Consider the following 16,783-nt stretch of genomic DNA (forward strand, 5'->3'; position numbering starts at 1 on the left):
TACGTGAGCTGAGTGGCGCCGCCCCCAGGGCGCGGCGCCACTCAGCTCACGTACGCCATGTGACCTGGTCGAACACGGCGGTGGCCAGGACGTCCTGGCTCCCGGACGTCACGGCGAGGCCCGCGTAGTACGGGGCGTCACCGAAGCCCGCCAGGGTGTCCTGCCCCACTGTGGTCCAGGTCTCGCCGTCGCCCGACACGGAGGCGGTGAAGACCAGGCCGGAGCGCCGCAGCCGCAGCCACAGCGGCGCCCCGGAGAACGAGGGGCCGTTCACCGCCGGCGCGCTGCCTGCCACCTTGGCCCGCCGGATCAACTGGCACACGCCGCTCCCTCCGGCGGTCACCGCCGTGCCGGCCATCAGGTCGAACGGGTTGAGGGACTTCGCCATCACCACCCCGACGCGCCCGGGCGCTCCGGTCGGCCGGGTCAGGCGGGCCGTGACCTCCGCGTCCCCGGTGAGTGGCACGTACGCGAGCTGGGCGCTCGCGCCCTGCCCGTTGACGTTGAGGTCGGCGCCCGCGCCGCGCACGGTGAAGGCCCCGTTGTCGTGGTGGGTGATCCCGGGTGTGCGGACGATCACCACGCCGTATGTGCCGAGGAGCCGCTCGTCATAGGCCACGTCGCCGAGGTCGCGGTACGCCCAGGGGTCGGGCGGGGCGGCGGCCACGGTCAGCGCGAGTGCCGCCGTGCCCGAGCCTTTCGCGTTCTCCGCCGTCAGCCGGATGGAGTATTCCCCCGCCGTGGCCGGGGTCCCGGACAGGAGACCGGTTCGGGGATCGAGGCTCAGCCCGTCGGGCAGGCCCGTCGCAGTGAACCGTACGGGATCGCCCGTCGCGCGCACGACGAGGCGGAACGGCCGTGCGGCGTTGCCGTACGCGGTCGTCGGCACGGACAGCGCGGGCGGCCCGGACGGCTGGGGCATCTGGCCGCTCACCGGGCGCGAACGCGGCCCCGTTCCTGCCGCGTTCGCGCGCGCGACGACGTAGTGGTAGGTGTTCCCTGGCACGCCGGTGGCGTCCCTGAACCGGGTCCGGGTCCCGAAGCCGACCGGCGCGACGCCGGTGGCCAGCACCCGGTACGGGCCGCGCTCGGTGTCCCCGCGCCACACCGTGTACCGCCCGGACAGGTCGTCATCCCGCCACTCGAGCCGGACCGCGGAGTCGTCCCCCACCGCCCGTACCTCGCTCACGCCGCTCTGCGGCTCCGAGACCGACCAGCTGGTGCCGCGGGCCTCCACCGTGACGTCGTCGAAGCACGCCGTACCGGCCTCCGCGTAGTCCTCCGCGACCCCCAGGCACGAGGTGAAGGCGAGCCCCACCAGGGCGTGCTCGCCCAGCGGCAGTTCGTCCGACCCCACCTTCGTCCACTCGTGTCCGTCCGGCGAGATCTCTCCCGTGAGGAGCGCTCCCTTGCGGGTGATCCGCACCCAGTAGGGCCTCCGCAGCCGGTAGCCGTCGCCCGCGGCCTCCACGTACGGGCATTCCAACGGCGTCGCCGACTCGGGCAGCGGCCCCAGCTCGGAGATCGGGAAGGCGGCGTTGACAGTGATCGACGGGCGCTGCGACGGCGGCACGGGTGTGGAGCCGGTGCCGCGCGTGGCGCCGGCGGGCTTGGCCCGTACCGTCCACACCCCGCTCCAGGCGTGCAGCGGCAGGCCCTGCAGTAGCATCGCCGCGTGCGGGGCGGCCGCTTCCAGCGAGCCGCGCACCATGACGCCCACCTGGGAGTACTGCGAGCTGAGCGGGTACACGATCCGGGCCGTGACGGCGCCGTCGCCCGGCAGCGGCAACCAGGCGAAGCGGAAGGAGTCGGCGTCCCCGGCGATTCCGGTGCCGCCCGCCTCCATGGTGATGCGCTCACCGTCGTACCCGGTCGAGCCCTTCGGCCGTACCTCGCCGATGTCGCCGGTACGCCACGGAGCGGGCAGTCCATGGGCGGCCACAACCGGCAGCGACCGGGGACCGGCGCCTTGGCCGCCCGCCGCCGCGACCGTGTACGCGTACGCACGGCCGGCGGCCGTGGCGCGGTCCGTGTACGAGGTCCCGGTGAGCCCGTCCACGAGCAGCGTGTACGCGTCGGCGCCCGGCTCCTTCCGCCACACCGCGTAGGTCCGAGCGCCGACGACCGCCGGCCACGTCAGGTCGATGCCCGCTTCCCCGGACGCCGCCGTCACACCGGCGGGAGCGGTGGGCGTCCCCGCCGGCACGCCGGAGCCGCGCTCCGTACCGGCGAAGGTGAGGGTGCCCCACGACGGGTGGTCGTCGTCGTAGCCCTCGACCACGCGTGTCCCGCCCGTACCCCGGAAGATCACTTTCTCGGTGTAGGGGGCGGACTTGCCGAGGCGTCCCACGTAATGGGCGTACGCCATCTCCCACAGGGGCCGGAACACTCCGCGCTGCCGGTTGGAGACGGCCGTCTTGATGTATTTGCCGGTACGGTCGAGGTCGGCGGTGAACGGCACGGAGTCGTCGCCGAGGTTGTAGCGGGCGAAATACTCGAAGTTGGCGAGGATCCGGTCGCCGGCGAAGCCGAAGAGGTCCACGCCCTGCTGCCAGGCGACCTGGGCCGCGTCCGCGAGCAGGCCGACCGCGAGCTGCTCGTGAGGCTGGTCGCGGCCGGACTCCTGGCCCTGGCCGGCGGCGGTGACGATGCGGTGGAGCACGGAGCCGTTGCCGGCCCCGGCCGTCGCGAACCGCAGGGCGTCCTCGAACATCACCCGGTCGTCGCAGAACACCGCGATGGCGAGGATCGTGCGGAGCGCGGCGAGGTCCCAGTTGCCGTTGGCGTACAGGCAGTAGCCGGACACCGCCGGGTACCAGACGTCGGTGAAGGAACGGACGCAGCGCCGCACCGACGCCTCGGGCCAGCCGTCGTAGCCACTGTGCCGGAGGATCTCGGCGGCGTTGACCAGCTTGAAGCCCTGGAGTCCGGCGCCGAGCTGCCCGTCTGCGCCGGTGATGCCGGTGAGCGAGGCAGCCCAGGCGTCGAGGATGTCGCGGGCCTTGTCGGCGTGGCGTACATCGCCGGTGATCGCCCACATCAGGGCGTTCTGGTACGCGGCGGCCGCGTCGGCGGCGGCCTGGTTCGCGAAGTTGGTCGGACCGCGGCCCCAGGTCGTGATCTGTCCGGTGTTCTGGACGGCGTAGGTGTACTGGGAGCGGGCGTGAGCGGCCATCGCGGCGAAGCCGGAGGCGATCGGATCGCGTCCGGCCGCGACCGCGGACCTCATCCGGTCCAGATCCGCGCGGGAGTGGAGCAGACCGGGATGCGCGAAGGCCAACACCTCGCCCGTGTCCAGGGCCCACGCGGGCGTGGCGGATGCGGACAGCAGCCCGCTTCCTGCCACGGCCGCGAGCCCCGCCGCACCGAGGAACGACCGTCGGCTGAGGGGAAGCACAGCAACTCCTTCTTGCTCAGGCGGGGTGCGACACGGTGAGGGTGAGCGACTTCGTCGCCGTGCCCACACTGTTCGTGGCCGAGACGGTGACCGTGTACGTACCGGGGACCTGCGGGGTCCCGGAGATCAGACCGGTGTTCTTGTCGACGGTGAGGCCATTCGGCAGGCTCTCGGCATCGAACGACGTCGGCAGCGCGGTGGCGCTGATCAGATGGTTGAAGATCTGGCGCGCGGTGGCCGTGGCCTCGCCCGCACTGGTGATCTCCGGCGCGACGGTGGCCGCGGCCGCGGCGGAGTCCAGGAAGCGGAGGCCCTTCACGTGCTCGTTGACGAACATCGGCACTGTGTCCTGAGTCAGATACCAGCCGGGCTTCTTCATCGTGTCGGCGATGACCGTGCCGTTGATCGCCAGGTTCTGGAAGGTGACGTTCTTGACGGGGCGGTCCGCGTCGTAGCCGACGATGAGCGACATGTTGGCGTGCGTGCCGTCGTACTTGAGGTTGCGCACGTACACGTCCTCGATGCCGCGGCCGGGCGTGGCGTTGTACCGGTTGGCCATGACCCGCATGTTGATCAGCTGGCCCCAGCGGAAGTCCTCCACCCGCACGTCCTGGATGCGGACGTTGCGGATGAGGTTGCTGTCTCCGGGGTTCAGAGCGAAGCAACCCTGGTAGAGGATCTGCGGCTCACGGTGGTCGAGCACGTCGATGTTGCTGAACACCACGTTCTCGATGACCTCGGGCTTCTCCGGGTTGCCGTGGGTGCCCATGTTCACGGGGTGCGCGACGTCGGCCCACAGGACGGAGTTGCGTACGGTGACGTTGCGAGTGTCGCCGTAGTAGTCCCAGCGATGGGCGTAGAGGGCGATGCAGTCGTCGCTGTTCCGCATGAAGACGCCGTCGATCAGGACGTCCTCGCTGCTGAACACGTCGATGCCGTCACCCCACTGGCCGTGGCTGTAGGAGTGCAGGTTGCGCACGGTGACCTGCTTGGACTGGCCGACAGTGCAGGCGTAGCCGCTACGCGGATTGAGCACCATGATGCCGTCGATCTCGATGTTCTTCGAGAACGCCGCCAAGACGCCGCCGTCCGCGTTCCACAGGATGCCCCGGCCGAGCAGCCGGGCGTTCTCGACCTTGTTGAACTCCACCCGGGCCTTCAGCACCGCGCCGCCGGCCAGGTACACCGTCTTGCCGCTGGGCACCTTCACCACGTTGTCCGTGACGGTGTGGAGACCGGGGCCGAAGTAGATGACATCGGGGTCGCCGGGCTCGGGCCGCTGCGCCTCGATCGGGTTGGCGTGCAGCTGCAGGTTGTCGAAGATGTCGCCGTTGATCTCGATGGAGAGGTTGCGCGGCTCGCTGAGGGTGAAGCGCACGGTGTCGCCGGCCACTTCGTGCTGGATGCCGTACGACAGCGGCCGTATCCGCGCGGAGCCGATGGCGCCCTTGGACGAGGTGACCTCGACCTCCACGGTGCCGTTGAAGTCGAAGGTGGCGACCGAGGTGTTCCGGACGATGCCGGAGCCCGTCTTCTCGTTGATGGTCTTCGTCAGGCCTCGGAGGACAGGTACCGGTTGCCACTGACCGTTCGGAGTACGCGCTTTGACGGAGAAACTCCCGTTGGTCGGGACTCCGGCAGGGACGGGGTACACCACGAGCCGGTCGGCCGCCTCGGACCTGTCGTCCGCACTCGCGGTGCCGGTCATCGTGCTGATCAGGGAGTACGCGGCGGCGGTTGCGCCCGCGGCCTGGATGAAGGTGCGCCGGGTGAGCCCGATGCCGTGGGGGTCGGTCATTGGGGGGTTCCTTCGGGGTGAGGGGCTCGGGTTGGTACTGGGATCAGGAGGCGGAGCCCGGTGGCGTAGAAACCGTTGTCTAGATCGTGTGTAGGTATATCGCGGATGTCTTACGAAGGGAACCGCTTGGCCGAAACTTTCTCACCAGGCGAGTTCCGGGCCTGTGCGCGGAGCCCGGCAACGAAGGGGAGCCCGCACGACTTCGCGACCGCCCGTCCGTTCCCGAAACCGTTGTCTATGCCGTCGCGTCTCGGACCCAGTGGGCTTGATCACGCTGTTCTAGCCAAAAGCCGAAACTATGGTTAGCCTTGCCTAACTGTTGACCTTTTTGGTGGCCCCACCCAACACGAGAATGGAAGCTCCACCATGCGCGCATGGCGTCCAGTCCTGGTACTCACCGCCCTGAGCGTCGTGCTCGCCGGTTGCGGCTCAGCAGGCAAATCCGGCACTACCACGGCAGCCTCCGCCGCACCCTCCGGCCCCTGGTCGTTCACCGACGGGTCCGGCAAGGTCGTCAAAGCGGACAAGACCCCGACGCGGATCATCGCGCACGCGGGCGAGGCGGCCGCGTTGATGTCCTTCGGCATCAAGCCGGTCGGCATCTACGCCGACGAGTCGGTCAAGACCGACGCGAACCTGAAAGATCTCGACCTGACCGGCATCGAGATCCTCGGCCAGGAGTGGGGCAAGATCGACGTGGAGAAGGCCGCGGCCCTGCGGCCGGACCTGATCGTCGGCGACTGGTGGCCGGCGGAGAAGGCGCACTCCGGCCTGGAGGAAGGCGTCGACGAGAAGAGCAAGAAGCTCACCGAGCTGGCCCCGGTGGTGGGTGTCTCCCAGGGCAAGTCGATCGTCGACCTGGCCAAGGGGTATGAGGACCTCGCCAGGAGCCTGGGAGCCGACGTCGACTCCCCGCAGATCGCCGCGAACAAGAAGCGCTTCGACGAGGCGCTCGCCAAGTTCAAGGAGGCGGTCGCGGCCAAGCCGGGCCTCACGGCGGCCGCGATGTTGCCCGCGGACGACAAGGTGTACGTGGCCAACCCCGAGTACGCGCCCGAACTGCTGGACTTCCAGCGCTGGGGGCTGAAGGTGATCAACCCGGACAGCCCCGACCCCGGCTTCCCGTACTGGGAGAACCTGAGCTGGGAGAACGCCGACAAGTACCAGCCCGACCTGATCCTGTGGGACGGCCGTAGCTACAAGCCCACCTCCAATGCCGAGTGGGGCAAGAAGCAGCCCACCTGGTTCAAGATCAAGGCGGCCAAGGCGGAGGCGGTCGTGTCGTGGCCGGCCTACTGGCTGCACACGTACGGCCACTTCGCCACCGAGCTGGACAAGCTGACGGTGGCGATCAAGGCCGCGGACCCGAACCTCGGCAGCTGATGACCAGCTCGACACACCTCGCGCGCAGAGCCTCGGCCCTCGGGCCGGGGATCGCCGTGCTGTGCCTGTTACTGGCCCTGGTCGCCTTTCTCAGCGTCACCCTGGGCTCGCGCTCGATCGGCCTGCCCGAGGTGCTGCGCGCCTTGGGCAGCCTGGACACCGACGGGTCGATCAACAGCACGGTGACGCTGGAGCTGCGCGTGCCCCGCACGCTGCTCGGCATCCTGGTGGGCGCCGCCCTCGGCGTGGCCGGCGCCATCCTGCAAGGCGTCACCCGCAACCCGCTGGCCGACGCGGGCATCATGGGCATCAACTCCGGCGCGGCCGTCTTCGTGGTCTTCGCCATCACCGTGCTCGGCGTGCGCGGCGCGGGTGCCTATATCTGGTTCGCCTTCGCCGGGGCGATCGGAGCCCTGGCGCTGGTGTACGCGATCGCGTCGCTCGGCCGGGAGGGCGCCACCCCGGTCAAGCTGGCCCTGGCCGGCGCGGCCATCACCGCAGGACTGGTCTCGGTGACCACCGGGATCCTGATGACCAATGTGGACGCGCTCAACGAGCTGCGGTTCTGGCAGGTGGGATCGCTGGCCGGACGGTACGCCCCGATCCTGACCGGGGTCGCGCCGTTCCTCATCCTCGGGCTGGTCGCCTCGCTGGGTTTCGGGCGGGCGCTCAACGGGCTCGCGCTCGGCGAGGACATGGCCCGCGGCCTCGGCCAGCGGGTCACCCGGACCCGCGTGCTGGCGTTCGGCGTGGTCGCGGTGCTCGCCGGCGCGGCCACGGCCGCCTGCGGACCGATCGTCTTCGTCGGGCTGGTCGTACCGCACATCGCGCGGTTCATCTGCGGCCCGGACTACCGGTGGATCCTGCCGTACTCCATGCTGCTGGCCCCCATCGTGCTGCTGCTGGCCGACGTGCTCGGCCGAGTGGTGGCCGCACCCGACGAGCTGCAGGTCGGTGTGGTCCTCGGGGTGCTCGGGGCGCCGGCGTTCGTCGGCATCGTCCGCTACGGCCGGCTGTCGGAGGTGTGACCATGACAGCCACCACGACCGCGGCGACCGCCGGTGCGTTCCGCACCACCCGACGTCGCCGGGCCACCCGTTCGCTTGTGGTGACGAGCTCGCTGGCCCTGGCCGTCAGCACGCTGTTCGTGCTCACCATGATGGTGGGCAGCTTCCGGCTCAGCGCGGGCGAGGTCATCGCCTCGGTGCTCCAACTGCGCGACGACCCCAGCGTCGACTTCGTCGTCCGGGAGCTGCGGCTGCCCACCGCGACGTCCGCGCTGGCCGTCGGTCTCGCCCTCGGCGCCGCCGGGACGATCTTCCAGCAGCTGCTGCGCAACCCTCTCGCGTCCCCCGATTTCGTCGGCATCAACTCCGGTGCCGGGCTCGCCGCCGTCACCGGGATCGTGCTGCTGCAGGTCAGCGGGCTGGCCGTGAGCGCGCTCGCCCTCGCCGGGGCCGTCGCCGCCGCCCTGCTGATGTACGTGCTCGCCTGGCGCGACGGCGTCGCCGGCTACCGGTTCATCCTCATCGGCATCGGCGCCGTGCTCTTCTTCGACGGCCTGATCGGCTACATGCTGACCCGGGCCCGGCTGTCCGAGGCCCGGCAGGCGATGCATTGGCTGACCGGCTCCGTCGGGCAGGCCAACGCCGCCGAACTGCGGCTCCTCCTCGGCGCGCTGGTGCTCCTCCTGCCCACCGCGGTCCTGCTGCAGCGGCAGCTGCGGGCGCTCGAACTCGGCGACGACACGGCACGGGCGCTGGGCATCCGCACCGAACTCGGTCGCGCCGGCCTCCTCGCCACCGCGGTGGTGCTGACGGCCCTGGCCGTCGCCGTGGCCGGCCCCATCGTGTTCGTCGCACTCGTCGCAGGACCGATCGCCAACCGGCTGCTCGGCCCCGCCACGGGCGGGATCATCCCGGCCGCGCTGGCCGGCGCCGCGCTGCTGCTCACCGCCGACCTCATCGCCGTCCACCTGTTGCCGACGCCGCTGCCCACCGGCGTCGTGACCGGCGCGGTCGGCGCGCCCTACCTGCTGTGGCTGCTGGCCACCACCAACCGGCAAGGAGCGGGTGGATGACCCGACTACGCGCCGAGGGCGTGACCCTCGGCTACGACGACCAGGCGATCGTGACCAACCTCGACGTCCAGGTCCCGGACGGCAAGGTCACGGCGATCGTGGGCGCCAACGCGTGCGGCAAATCCACGCTGCTGCGCGGCCTGGCCCGGCTGCTCAAGCCCCGCCACGGCGCCGTGTACCTCGACGGCAAGGCACTGACCGAGATGAGCACCCACGAGGTGGCCAAGACACTCGGGCTGCTGCCGCAGACCCCCCTCGCGCCCGACGGCATCACCGTCGCCGACCTGGTCGCCCGCGGCCGCTACCCGCACCAAGGGTGGTTCCGCCGCTGGACCGAGCACGACGACGACGCGGTCACCCGCGCCCTCGACGCCACCGGCACCGCCGACCTGGTCAACCGCCCGATCCGGCAGCTCTCCGGCGGCCAGCGGCAGCGCGTCTGGGTGGCGATGGCGCTCGCCCAGGACACCGATCTGCTGCTCCTCGACGAGCCCACTACCTACCTGGACATCAATCACCAGGTGGAGTTGCTGCGGCTGCTGCGGAAGCTGAACGCGGAGTCCGGCAAGACCATCGTGGTCGTCCTGCACGACCTCAACCTCGCCTGCCGCTTCTGCGACCACGTCATCGCGATGGCGGAGGGCGCCATCGTCGCCGAGGGCGAGCCGACCGCGGTGATCACCGCCGAGCTGGTCGAGAAGGTCTTCGGCCTCAACTGCGTCGTGGTCCCCGACCCGGTCGCCGGCACGCCGATGGTGGTGCCTTCCTGATGGCGCCACGGCTGCCATGGGCGGGCCGCGCGGTCCTGGCCCGGATGTGAGCGCCACCGACACCCGCGTCGCCCCGGCCACCCTGCGCACCTCGACCGGACGCGAGGCCACCCGTTGGGTCGCGGCGCATTGCCGCGAAGTGCCATGGCTGACGGTCGCCACCGTGCTCACCACGGTGGCCGGAGCGGCGCTTGCGGTGCTGCCGATGCTCCTGCTCGGCCGGGTGGTCGACGGGGTGATCAACGGCGAGCCGCCGTCGATCCTGGTCACGATCGGCGCGCTGATGGTGGCCGCCGCGCTGCTCGGCACGGCGGCCAGCGCGGCGTCGACGTACCTGATCGGACGGCTGGGCGCGGACCTGCTCGCGCGGCTGCGGGAGGGCGCCGTCCGGGCGGTGCTGGGAATGCCGAGCGCGCGGATCGAGCAGGTCGGCCGGGGGGACGTGCTGTCCAGGGTCGGCGACGACGTGGCCGTGCTGTCCAAGGGCATCCGCACGGCCATCCCCACGGTGTTCTCGGCGGGAGTGCTGGTCGTCATCGCCACGGCCGGCATGTTCGGACTGGACTGGCGGCTCGGCCTGGCGGGCGCCGGCGCGCTGCCCGCGTACGCGCTGGCCCTGCGCTGGTATCTGCCCCGGTCCGCACCGCTCTACCGGAAGCAGCGGGCGGCCCAGGCCGACCGTGCGCAGGCGTTGATCAGTGGCCTGAACGGGATCGACACGGTCCGGGCGTACCGCCTTGAGCACGCCTTCCGCGAGAAGGTCGCCAGTGAGTCGTGGCGGGTGCGCGATCTCGGCATCGAGGTGTTCCGGCTCTTCGGCCGGTTCGTCGGCAGGGAGAACCGCGCCGAGTTCATCGGGCTGGTCCTGATCGTCGTCGTGGGGTACGCCCTGTTGGAGGCCGATGCCGCCAGCCTGGGCGAGGTGTCGGCGGCCCCGCTGGTGTTCCACCGGCTGTTCAACCCGCTGGGCGCCATCCTGTTCACCTTCGACGAGGCGCAGAAGTCGGGCGCGAGCCTGACCCGGCTGGTCGGGGTGCTGGGCGAGGCCCCAGTGGACGCTCGGGACCGGCTGGTGGGCAGTGCCGCCGCCGCGTCCGCGGACGTCGCCCCGTACCCGGTGACAGTCGAGGGACTGACGTTCAGCTACCCCGATTCCGAGGAGCCGGTGCTCCTGGACGTCGACCTGGCGATCCCGGCCGGCGGCTCGCTCGCGCTGGTGGGCGCGACGGGCGCGGGCAAGACCACCCTGGCCGCGCTGATCGCGGGCATCGGCACCCCGCAGGCCGGATCGGTGCGCATCGGGTCGACCGACCTCGCGGACCTGGACGAGGCCGGGGCGCGGGCCCTGGTGAGCATCCTGACGCAGGAGACGCACATGTTCTCCGGTCCGCTCGCCGACGACCTGCGGCTGGCCGCGCCGGACGCGACCGACGCCGAACTGATGGACGCCTTGCACACGGTCGGCGCCGACGGGTGGGCCGACGCGCTGCCCGATGGGCTGAACACCATGGTCGGCGAGGGCGGCGAGCGCCTGGACGTCACCAAGGTCGCCCAGATCGCCCTGGCCCGGCTGGTGCTGGGCCGGTCGCCGGTGGTCGTGCTCGACGAGTCGACCGCGGAGGCGGGCAGCGAGGGCGCCGCCGAACTGGAGCGGGCCGTGCTGGCCGCGTGCCGGGGCCGCACCACGTTGTTCGTGGCGCACCGGCTGACCCAGGCGATGGCGGCGGACCGGATCGCCGTGCTGGACTCGGGACGCGTGGTCGAGCAGGGGACTCACGAGGAGTTGCTGGCCCTGGGCGGCCGGTACGCGCGACTCTGGCGGGCTTGGCGAGAGGGTAGTTGAGTTGCGGCTGATCGGACCGCGGCCCCGCACGGGGTCGGGCATCCTCTGGACCACGCTGCGTCGCAACATCGGCGCCATGACCTGGGGCACCGTCCTCATGGGCATGTACCAGGCGGGTGAGACCGCCTTCCCCATCGCGCTCGGCCTGATCGTCGAGCACACGATGCGGGAGCGAAGCCTCGGCTCGCTCGCCCTGTCGATAGCCGCGCTGGCCGTGATCATCACGACCGTGTCGCTGTCGTGGCGGTTCGGGATGCGCATCCTGCAGAAGGCCAACACGACCGAGGCACACCGCTGGCGGGTACAGGTCGCGGCCTGCGGGCTTCAGCCGGTGGCCAGGGACGTCGATCTCAAGTCCGGCGAGGTGCTGACCATCGCCACGGAGGACGCCGACCAGACCGCCGACATCATCGAGGTGGCGCCGCTGCTGATCAGCTCGCTGGTCGCGGTGCTGATCACGGCGGTGGCCCTGGGCATGGCCAGCATCCATCTCGGCCTGCTGGTGATCGTGGGAACCGTCGCGATCCTGTCGATCCTGAGCGTGATGTCCAGGCGGATCGGCGTCAGCACCCGCGAACAGCAGGCCCGGGTGGCACGGGCGGGCGCGAAGGTCGCCGACCTGATCACCGGCCTGCGCCCGCTGCACGGCTTCGGCGGCAACGACGCGGCGTTCCTGTCCTACCGGAAGGTCAGCACGGAGGCGAAGCACCAGGCGATCACCGTCGCCAGGGTGAACGGCGCTTACGCGGGCGCCGCGCTGGCCCTCAACGCGATACTCGCCGCCGCCGTGACCCTGACGGCGGGGTGGCTCGCGTTCCAGGGCCGGATCACCATCGGGCAGCTCGTCATGGCCGTGGGACTGGCGCAGTTCATCATGGAACCGCTCAAGCTGTTCTCGGAGATGCCGAAGTACGTGATGATCGCGCGCGCGTCGGCCGAGCGGATGGCCCTGGTGCTGGCCGCGCCGCCGGTGATGACCCCGGGGCGGGACCGCCCGTCCGCGGGCGGCGACCTCGAGGTCGACTGCGTCCGGTACGGGTCCCTGCGCAAGCTGAAGTTCCAGGTGTCCGCCGGCGAGTTCGTGGCGATCGCCGCCTACCAGCCGCGCGCGGCGGCCGACCTGGCATCGGTCCTGGCCTTGAACGTCCCGCCCAGCGCGTATGAGGGTGTGGTACGGGTCAGCGGCCAGGAGACGGCGGACCTGTCGATCGAGGCGGTCCGCGAGCACATGCTGGTGAACCCGTACGACGGGGAGATCTTCGCGGGCACCCTCCGCACGAACATCGACCCGTCCGGCACCAGCCGGATGGTCCCCGAGGCCGTCGAGGCGTCGATGCTCACCGACGTCGTCGCCCTCCACCGCGAAGGACTCGACTACGGCGTCCGCGACCGCGGCGCGAACCTCTCCGGCGGGCAGCGCCAACGGCTGTCTCTGGCCCGCGCCCTCGCCGCCGACACCGACGTCCTCGTCCTGCACAACCCGACGACAGCGGTCGACGCGGTCACCGAGCAGCTCATCGCGCGCAACATCGCCGAGCTGCGCCGGGGCCGCACCACCATCGTGATCACCAGCAGCCCGGCCCTCCTGGACGCCGCCGACCGGGTCCTCGTCCTGGACGACGGCGTCATCGCCGCGGAGGACACGCACCGGAACCTCCTCACCACCGACGAGGAGTACCGTCTGGCCGTGGCCCGGTGACCTGGACGAGCGCCGGTCCTACACGCTGTATGCGGGGATCGGCCACGCGGTGAGCCGATAGGGCAGGGTCAGGGCATAGTCGCCTGCGGCCAGCATGAGCCCGGCCTTGACCAGGTGCCGGATGGCCGGCGGGACCGGATGGTCCTCGATGCGGATCACCTCGTCGCCGGCCTCCATGGCGTCGATCAGGCGGTCGTCGCCGACGATCATTCGCAGCGGCTTGGCATGCAGTGGCCGGCGGTCGTGAACGATCCGGAAGCCAGGCCCCCTGCGCAGGTAGAACGCGCCCCGCCGGTACGCCGCCCGCCAGTGGCGCAGTTGCTCGTGCAGCCCCGCCGCGAGGGGAGCCTGCGGAGGCGGCAGATGGGTGAGCGCGTCAGCGACGGCAGGGGTAGGGCACTCTCCCGTCCAGTGGACAGTGACCCCGCATGCCGCGCAGTCCCTGAGGAACCGGATCGCCTCCAGGTATTCCTGGGGAGAGCCGGGATCGAGACGTATCGTCCCGGGAATATCGACGACGTCACGCGTGGAGAGCGCCGTGAGGTCGGCTCGGCTCGGGTAGCTCATGGTGCGGCTCCGATTCGTTCGCGGCTCAGGTTCAGGGCAGCCTGCGCAGGTGACGCATGGGGGAAAAGAAGTAGGGGATCCAGACCAGGCCGGTCACCGCGACACCGACGTAAAGGGCGCTCCGCACGCCGGCGAATTCCCCGATCGCGCCTCCCAGCGCCGCTCCGAGCGCCGACGCTCCAGTCAGCGTGAAGCGCATGACCGCATTCATCCGGCCAAGCATCTCCCCTGGGGTGATGCGCTGCCGGAAGCTGATCAACAGGACGTTGGTCATGCCGCTCTGATAGCACACCACCAGCCAGGCTCCCGTCGCGATCCACTGCCAAGCGCCGGGCGCCGCCCCGGGCACGAGGAATGCGAATGGGACGATGGCCATCCCGAAGACCCACAGCACCCGCCCCTCGCCGATCCATCGGGCGAGCCACCGCCCGGTGTAGGCCCCCAGCAACAAGCCGACCCCGCCACCGCCCATGAACAGGCCCAACATCCCGGTCGGCAGCCCCAGCACACGCTCGTAGTAGATCGGCATCATCGTCAGCGTCACGAGCGCGGCCAGATTGCTGAGCGCGCCGGCCGCTGCGATCGGGCGCAGCAGCTCGTGTGCGAAGACGTACCGTACGCCGTCCAGGATGCTGCGGGCCATGGACTGCTTGGCGGCGACGGGCTCGGGCACGCGCCTGATGCTGAAGATGACCACACCGGACCAGAGGTAGCTCAATACGTCCAGGAGGATGACCAGCGGGGCCGTGACGAGCTGGATGAGGAGCCCGGCGAGCACCGGTCCGGCGATGGCGTTGCCCTCCCTGAAGGAGGCGAGATTCGCGTTGGCCTCGGCGAGCCGCTCCGGTGGGACGATGGAGGGCAGGAAACTCTGTGACGCGACAGTGAACAGCAGGGTCAACGTGCCCGTGACGAAGGCGACCACGTACAGCTGCGGGAGCGTCAGCGCGCCCAGCAGCGACGCGACGGGAATGGAAGCCAGCACGAGCACTCTGCCGAAATCGGCGGCGATCATGATCCGGCGGCGTGACGCGCGGTCGACGAGGACACCGGCGGGCAGGCCGAACAGCAGGAACGAGATCATGCTCAACGCGCCCAGGAGGCCGATCTGGCCCGGGGTGGCGTTCAGCGCGCCGACCGCGGTCAGGGGGATGGCCAGGGCGCTCAACTGCGTGCCGAGGGTGCTGACCGCGCCGGCCGCGAAGACCTTGCGGAAGTTCCGGTTCTTGAAGATCGAGGTCTTGCTCGGCGCCGAGGGCGCGGGGAGCGGTGTCATCATGCCTCGACGGTGGCCGCCGCCTGTGTGGTCCCCGTGGCAAGGCTTTCGTCGACCGCGAGCGCGATGTACCGCCCAGCCTCCGCGAACACCAGACCGTGGGCGGTGAACTCGTCGAGCCATGTAGCGATCCGGCCGTACCCAGGAGTGATGCCGTGGGTGTCGCGCAGGAACGTCTCCAACGACTTCGGCGTACGGCCTCTGCCCAACGCCAGGTATGCCTCGGCCCGCCCTCCGGGCTCAAGCAGGTGGTCTCGGACCGGCCAGCCCGCGCGGCGGTCGTGGACGGTGAGCTGCCCGTCGCTCTTGGAAAAGCTGAGCGTGCCGCGGCCGAACCTCCGTCTCCAGAGCGCGATCGCGTCCTGTAGCCGCGACTCCGTTTCCTCGCCGACACCCTGCCGCGGACTGTCGAAGAGGTAGACGAGCTGCTCCAGCTCGGACTGCGGCAGGTCGTACACGAACTGGAAGACGCGCGCCGGCCCAGCGTTCTCGAACCCCAGCTCCGGGCGTTCGAAGTAGGGGCTGAACCGCTCGAGCGCCACCCTGGACACGCCGGACGGTGGCTGGAGGTGCACCAGGGCGGGGAGCTGGCCGATGATCGCGTCGTACTCGTCCTCGTCCTCGCCGGGGAAACCGCAGAGCCAGTTCCAGTCCACGGTGACGCCCTCCTGCTGGCAGTCGCGCAGCAGGCGCACGTTCTGCACGCCGGTCACGCCCTTGTCCATGAGCTTGAGCGTGCGGGTGCTCAGGCTCTCGATGCCGGGCTGGATGTTGACCACACCGGCCCGGCGCAGGGCCCTGACCTGGTCGAGCGTGAGATTGGCCTTCACCTCGCAGTGGATGCGCACGTCCCAGTCGAGCTCCGCCAGGCGCGGCAGGAACTCGTCGAAATACTTCATGTCCAGGATGTTGTCGGCCAGCGAGATGTCCAGGACACGGTATTTCAGGACCGCCTCGTGCACTTCGTCGACGAAATCGCCCTGCGCCTTGCTCCGGAACTTCATGGCCGATCCGTTGAGCCCGCAGAACGTGCAATGGTGCTTCTCCCCCCACCAGCATCCGCGGGACGCCTCCAGCACCAGCTCAGGCTCCACCCAGGCGTCCAGACCGGTCTTTACCAGGGTGTCGAAGTATTCGTCGTAGCAGGGTCGCCGGACCGATTTCATCAGCAGCGGTGCGGCCATGCTCGGATTAGCGATCGAACGGCCGTCAGAAGCTCGCCAGCAGAGTCCGGGAATTCGCCGGAGGAGGTTGCTGTCCGCACTCCGCACCGCCGCCACGAGCTGCCCGAATATATGGTCCGACTCGCCCCTGGCGACGAGGTCGACGAACGGGAAGTTCCGGTGCAGAGCGGCGCCCTGGATTCCGTCGCAGTTTCCGCCGCCGAAGACGATCGTGGTGTCCGGCCGCGCCGACTTGAGCGCCCGGGCAAGGGCGAGTGAGGGCACGTTCTGCATAAAGGTGGTGCTGAATCCCACCAGGTCATACGATTCGGCGACCAGCCGATCGCAGAGCCGCTGGATGAAACGGGGTGCGAGCTGCTGCATCGTGCATAACAGGTCGGCGTCCAGACCTTCCTCATCAGCGAGGTGGTCCCTGAACTCCCGCTCTCGCCAGCGGGGCTGCTGGTAGAGCGCGCTCGCGAAGACCCATTCACCCGCGCCCGCGAAATACCGGTCGGCAACGTTGTTGTAGTCGACCGGGCTGATGGCGCCGCCGGACTCCTCCTGCAGGAAGTCAGCCCACTCCAGATTCGCATACAACTGCGATGTCCGGCAGTCCGGGATGTCGCGACCGACCTGGGCAAGAATTCCCGCACCGAGTGCCGGCCGATGCAGTGAGGCCCAGGGCATAACGATGAGCAGTGCCTTCACGTTCTTCCCGCTGTCTATATGTACACCCTGGGCCCGATGTCATTCCCCGCTACCGCCGGGAATCAGCCCTGGCACAGAATGCCGTGCGGGGCCACG

Annotated in this window: 11 protein-coding genes; 6 read left to right on the forward strand and 5 right to left on the reverse strand. The window is 70.2% G+C overall.

What is annotated here, in order from left to right; translation table 11 throughout:
- Positions 1–46: 46 nt before the first annotated feature.
- Both ABN273_RS49110 and ABN273_RS49115 read right to left on the reverse strand, forming a co-directional pair.
- Entirely contained in the window at positions 47–3,397 is a 3,351-nt protein-coding gene (locus tag ABN273_RS49110; protein ID WP_349456541.1) for a putative Ig domain-containing protein, read from the reverse strand.
- Between the two features lie 16 nt (positions 3,398–3,413).
- Positions 3,414–5,195 carry a putative Ig domain-containing protein gene (locus ABN273_RS49115; protein ID WP_349456542.1) on the reverse strand — a complete coding sequence of 594 codons (1,782 nt, stop codon included), beginning with the start codon at positions 5,193–5,195 and terminating at the stop codon, positions 3,414–3,416.
- 366 nt (positions 5,196–5,561) lie between these two features.
- On the opposite strand from ABN273_RS49115, the gene ABN273_RS49120 reads away from it, so the two are divergent.
- The 6 genes from ABN273_RS49120 to ABN273_RS49145 are packed head-to-tail and all read left to right on the forward strand — an operon-like array spanning position 5,562 to position 12,970.
- Positions 5,562–6,578 carry an ABC transporter substrate-binding protein gene (locus ABN273_RS49120; RefSeq protein WP_349456543.1) on the forward strand — a complete coding sequence of 339 codons (1,017 nt, stop codon included), beginning with the start codon at positions 5,562–5,564 and terminating at the stop codon, positions 6,576–6,578.
- Entirely contained in the window at positions 6,578–7,606 is a 1,029-nt protein-coding gene (locus tag ABN273_RS49125; RefSeq protein ID WP_349456544.1) for a FecCD family ABC transporter permease, read from the forward strand. The genes ABN273_RS49120 and ABN273_RS49125 overlap by 1 nt, the downstream gene beginning before the upstream one ends.
- A 2-nt stretch (positions 7,607–7,608) precedes the next feature.
- The gene (locus ABN273_RS49130) at positions 7,609–8,658 is read left to right on the forward strand and encodes a FecCD family ABC transporter permease (protein ID WP_349456545.1); all 1,050 of its coding nucleotides are present in this window, start codon (positions 7,609–7,611) and stop codon (positions 8,656–8,658) included.
- A complete protein-coding gene (locus ABN273_RS49135; RefSeq protein WP_349456546.1) occupies positions 8,655–9,428 on the forward strand; it encodes an ABC transporter ATP-binding protein in 774 nt (257 codons plus the stop codon). The genes ABN273_RS49130 and ABN273_RS49135 overlap by 4 nt, the downstream gene beginning before the upstream one ends.
- 46 nt (positions 9,429–9,474) lie before the next feature.
- Positions 9,475–11,271, forward strand: a complete 1,797-nt coding sequence (locus ABN273_RS49140; RefSeq protein WP_349456547.1) for an ABC transporter ATP-binding protein — start codon at positions 9,475–9,477, stop codon at positions 11,269–11,271.
- A gap of 1 nt (position 11,272) precedes the next feature.
- Entirely contained in the window at positions 11,273–12,970 is a 1,698-nt protein-coding gene (locus ABN273_RS49145) for an ABC transporter ATP-binding protein (RefSeq protein ID WP_349456548.1), read from the forward strand.
- An 18-nt stretch (positions 12,971–12,988) separates the two neighbouring features.
- Here ABN273_RS49145 and ABN273_RS49150 read toward each other — a convergent pair whose 3' ends face one another.
- From ABN273_RS49150 to ABN273_RS49160, 3 genes are read right to left on the reverse strand one after another with little or no spacing between them, the layout of a single operon-like run.
- Positions 12,989–13,537 carry a DUF5825 family protein gene (locus ABN273_RS49150; protein WP_349456550.1) on the reverse strand — a complete coding sequence of 183 codons (549 nt, stop codon included), beginning with the start codon at positions 13,535–13,537 and terminating at the stop codon, positions 12,989–12,991.
- A 31-nt stretch (positions 13,538–13,568) separates the two neighbouring features.
- The gene (locus ABN273_RS49155) at positions 13,569–14,816 is read right to left on the reverse strand and encodes an MFS transporter (RefSeq protein ID WP_349456551.1); all 1,248 of its coding nucleotides are present in this window, start codon (positions 14,814–14,816) and stop codon (positions 13,569–13,571) included.
- The gene (locus tag ABN273_RS49160; protein WP_349456614.1) at positions 14,813–16,666 is read right to left on the reverse strand and encodes a RiPP maturation radical SAM C-methyltransferase; all 1,854 of its coding nucleotides are present in this window, start codon (positions 16,664–16,666) and stop codon (positions 14,813–14,815) included. Before ABN273_RS49160 ends, ABN273_RS49155 begins: the two co-directional genes overlap by 4 nt.
- Positions 16,667–16,783: the final 117 nt, after the last annotated feature.

Source organism: Nonomuraea sp. B19D2, from assembly GCF_040137845.1.
In the GTDB taxonomy this organism is placed as follows: domain Bacteria; phylum Actinomycetota; class Actinomycetes; order Streptosporangiales; family Streptosporangiaceae; genus Nonomuraea.

What these genes read in the sequence shown, in the direction of transcription:
- ABN273_RS49115 (WP_349456542.1), bottom strand. Translation starts at nt 5,195, where the DNA reads ATGACCGACCCCCACGGCATCGGGCTCACCCGGCGCACCTTCATCCAG.
- ABN273_RS49120 (WP_349456543.1), top strand. Translation starts at nt 5,562, where the DNA reads ATGCGCGCATGGCGTCCAGTCCTGGTACTCACCGCCCTGAGCGTCGTG.
- ABN273_RS49125 (WP_349456544.1), top strand. Translation starts at nt 6,578, where the DNA reads ATGACCAGCTCGACACACCTCGCGCGCAGAGCCTCGGCCCTCGGGCCG.
- ABN273_RS49130 (WP_349456545.1), top strand. Translation starts at nt 7,609, where the DNA reads ATGACAGCCACCACGACCGCGGCGACCGCCGGTGCGTTCCGCACCACC.
- ABN273_RS49135 (WP_349456546.1), top strand. Translation starts at nt 8,655, where the DNA reads ATGACCCGACTACGCGCCGAGGGCGTGACCCTCGGCTACGACGACCAG.
- ABN273_RS49150 (WP_349456550.1), bottom strand. Translation starts at nt 13,537, where the DNA reads ATGAGCTACCCGAGCCGAGCCGACCTCACGGCGCTCTCCACGCGTGAC.
- ABN273_RS49155 (WP_349456551.1), bottom strand. Translation starts at nt 14,816, where the DNA reads ATGATGACACCGCTCCCCGCGCCCTCGGCGCCGAGCAAGACCTCGATC.
- ABN273_RS49160 (WP_349456614.1), bottom strand. Translation starts at nt 16,666, where the DNA reads ATGCCCTGGGCCTCACTGCATCGGCCGGCACTCGGTGCGGGAATTCTT.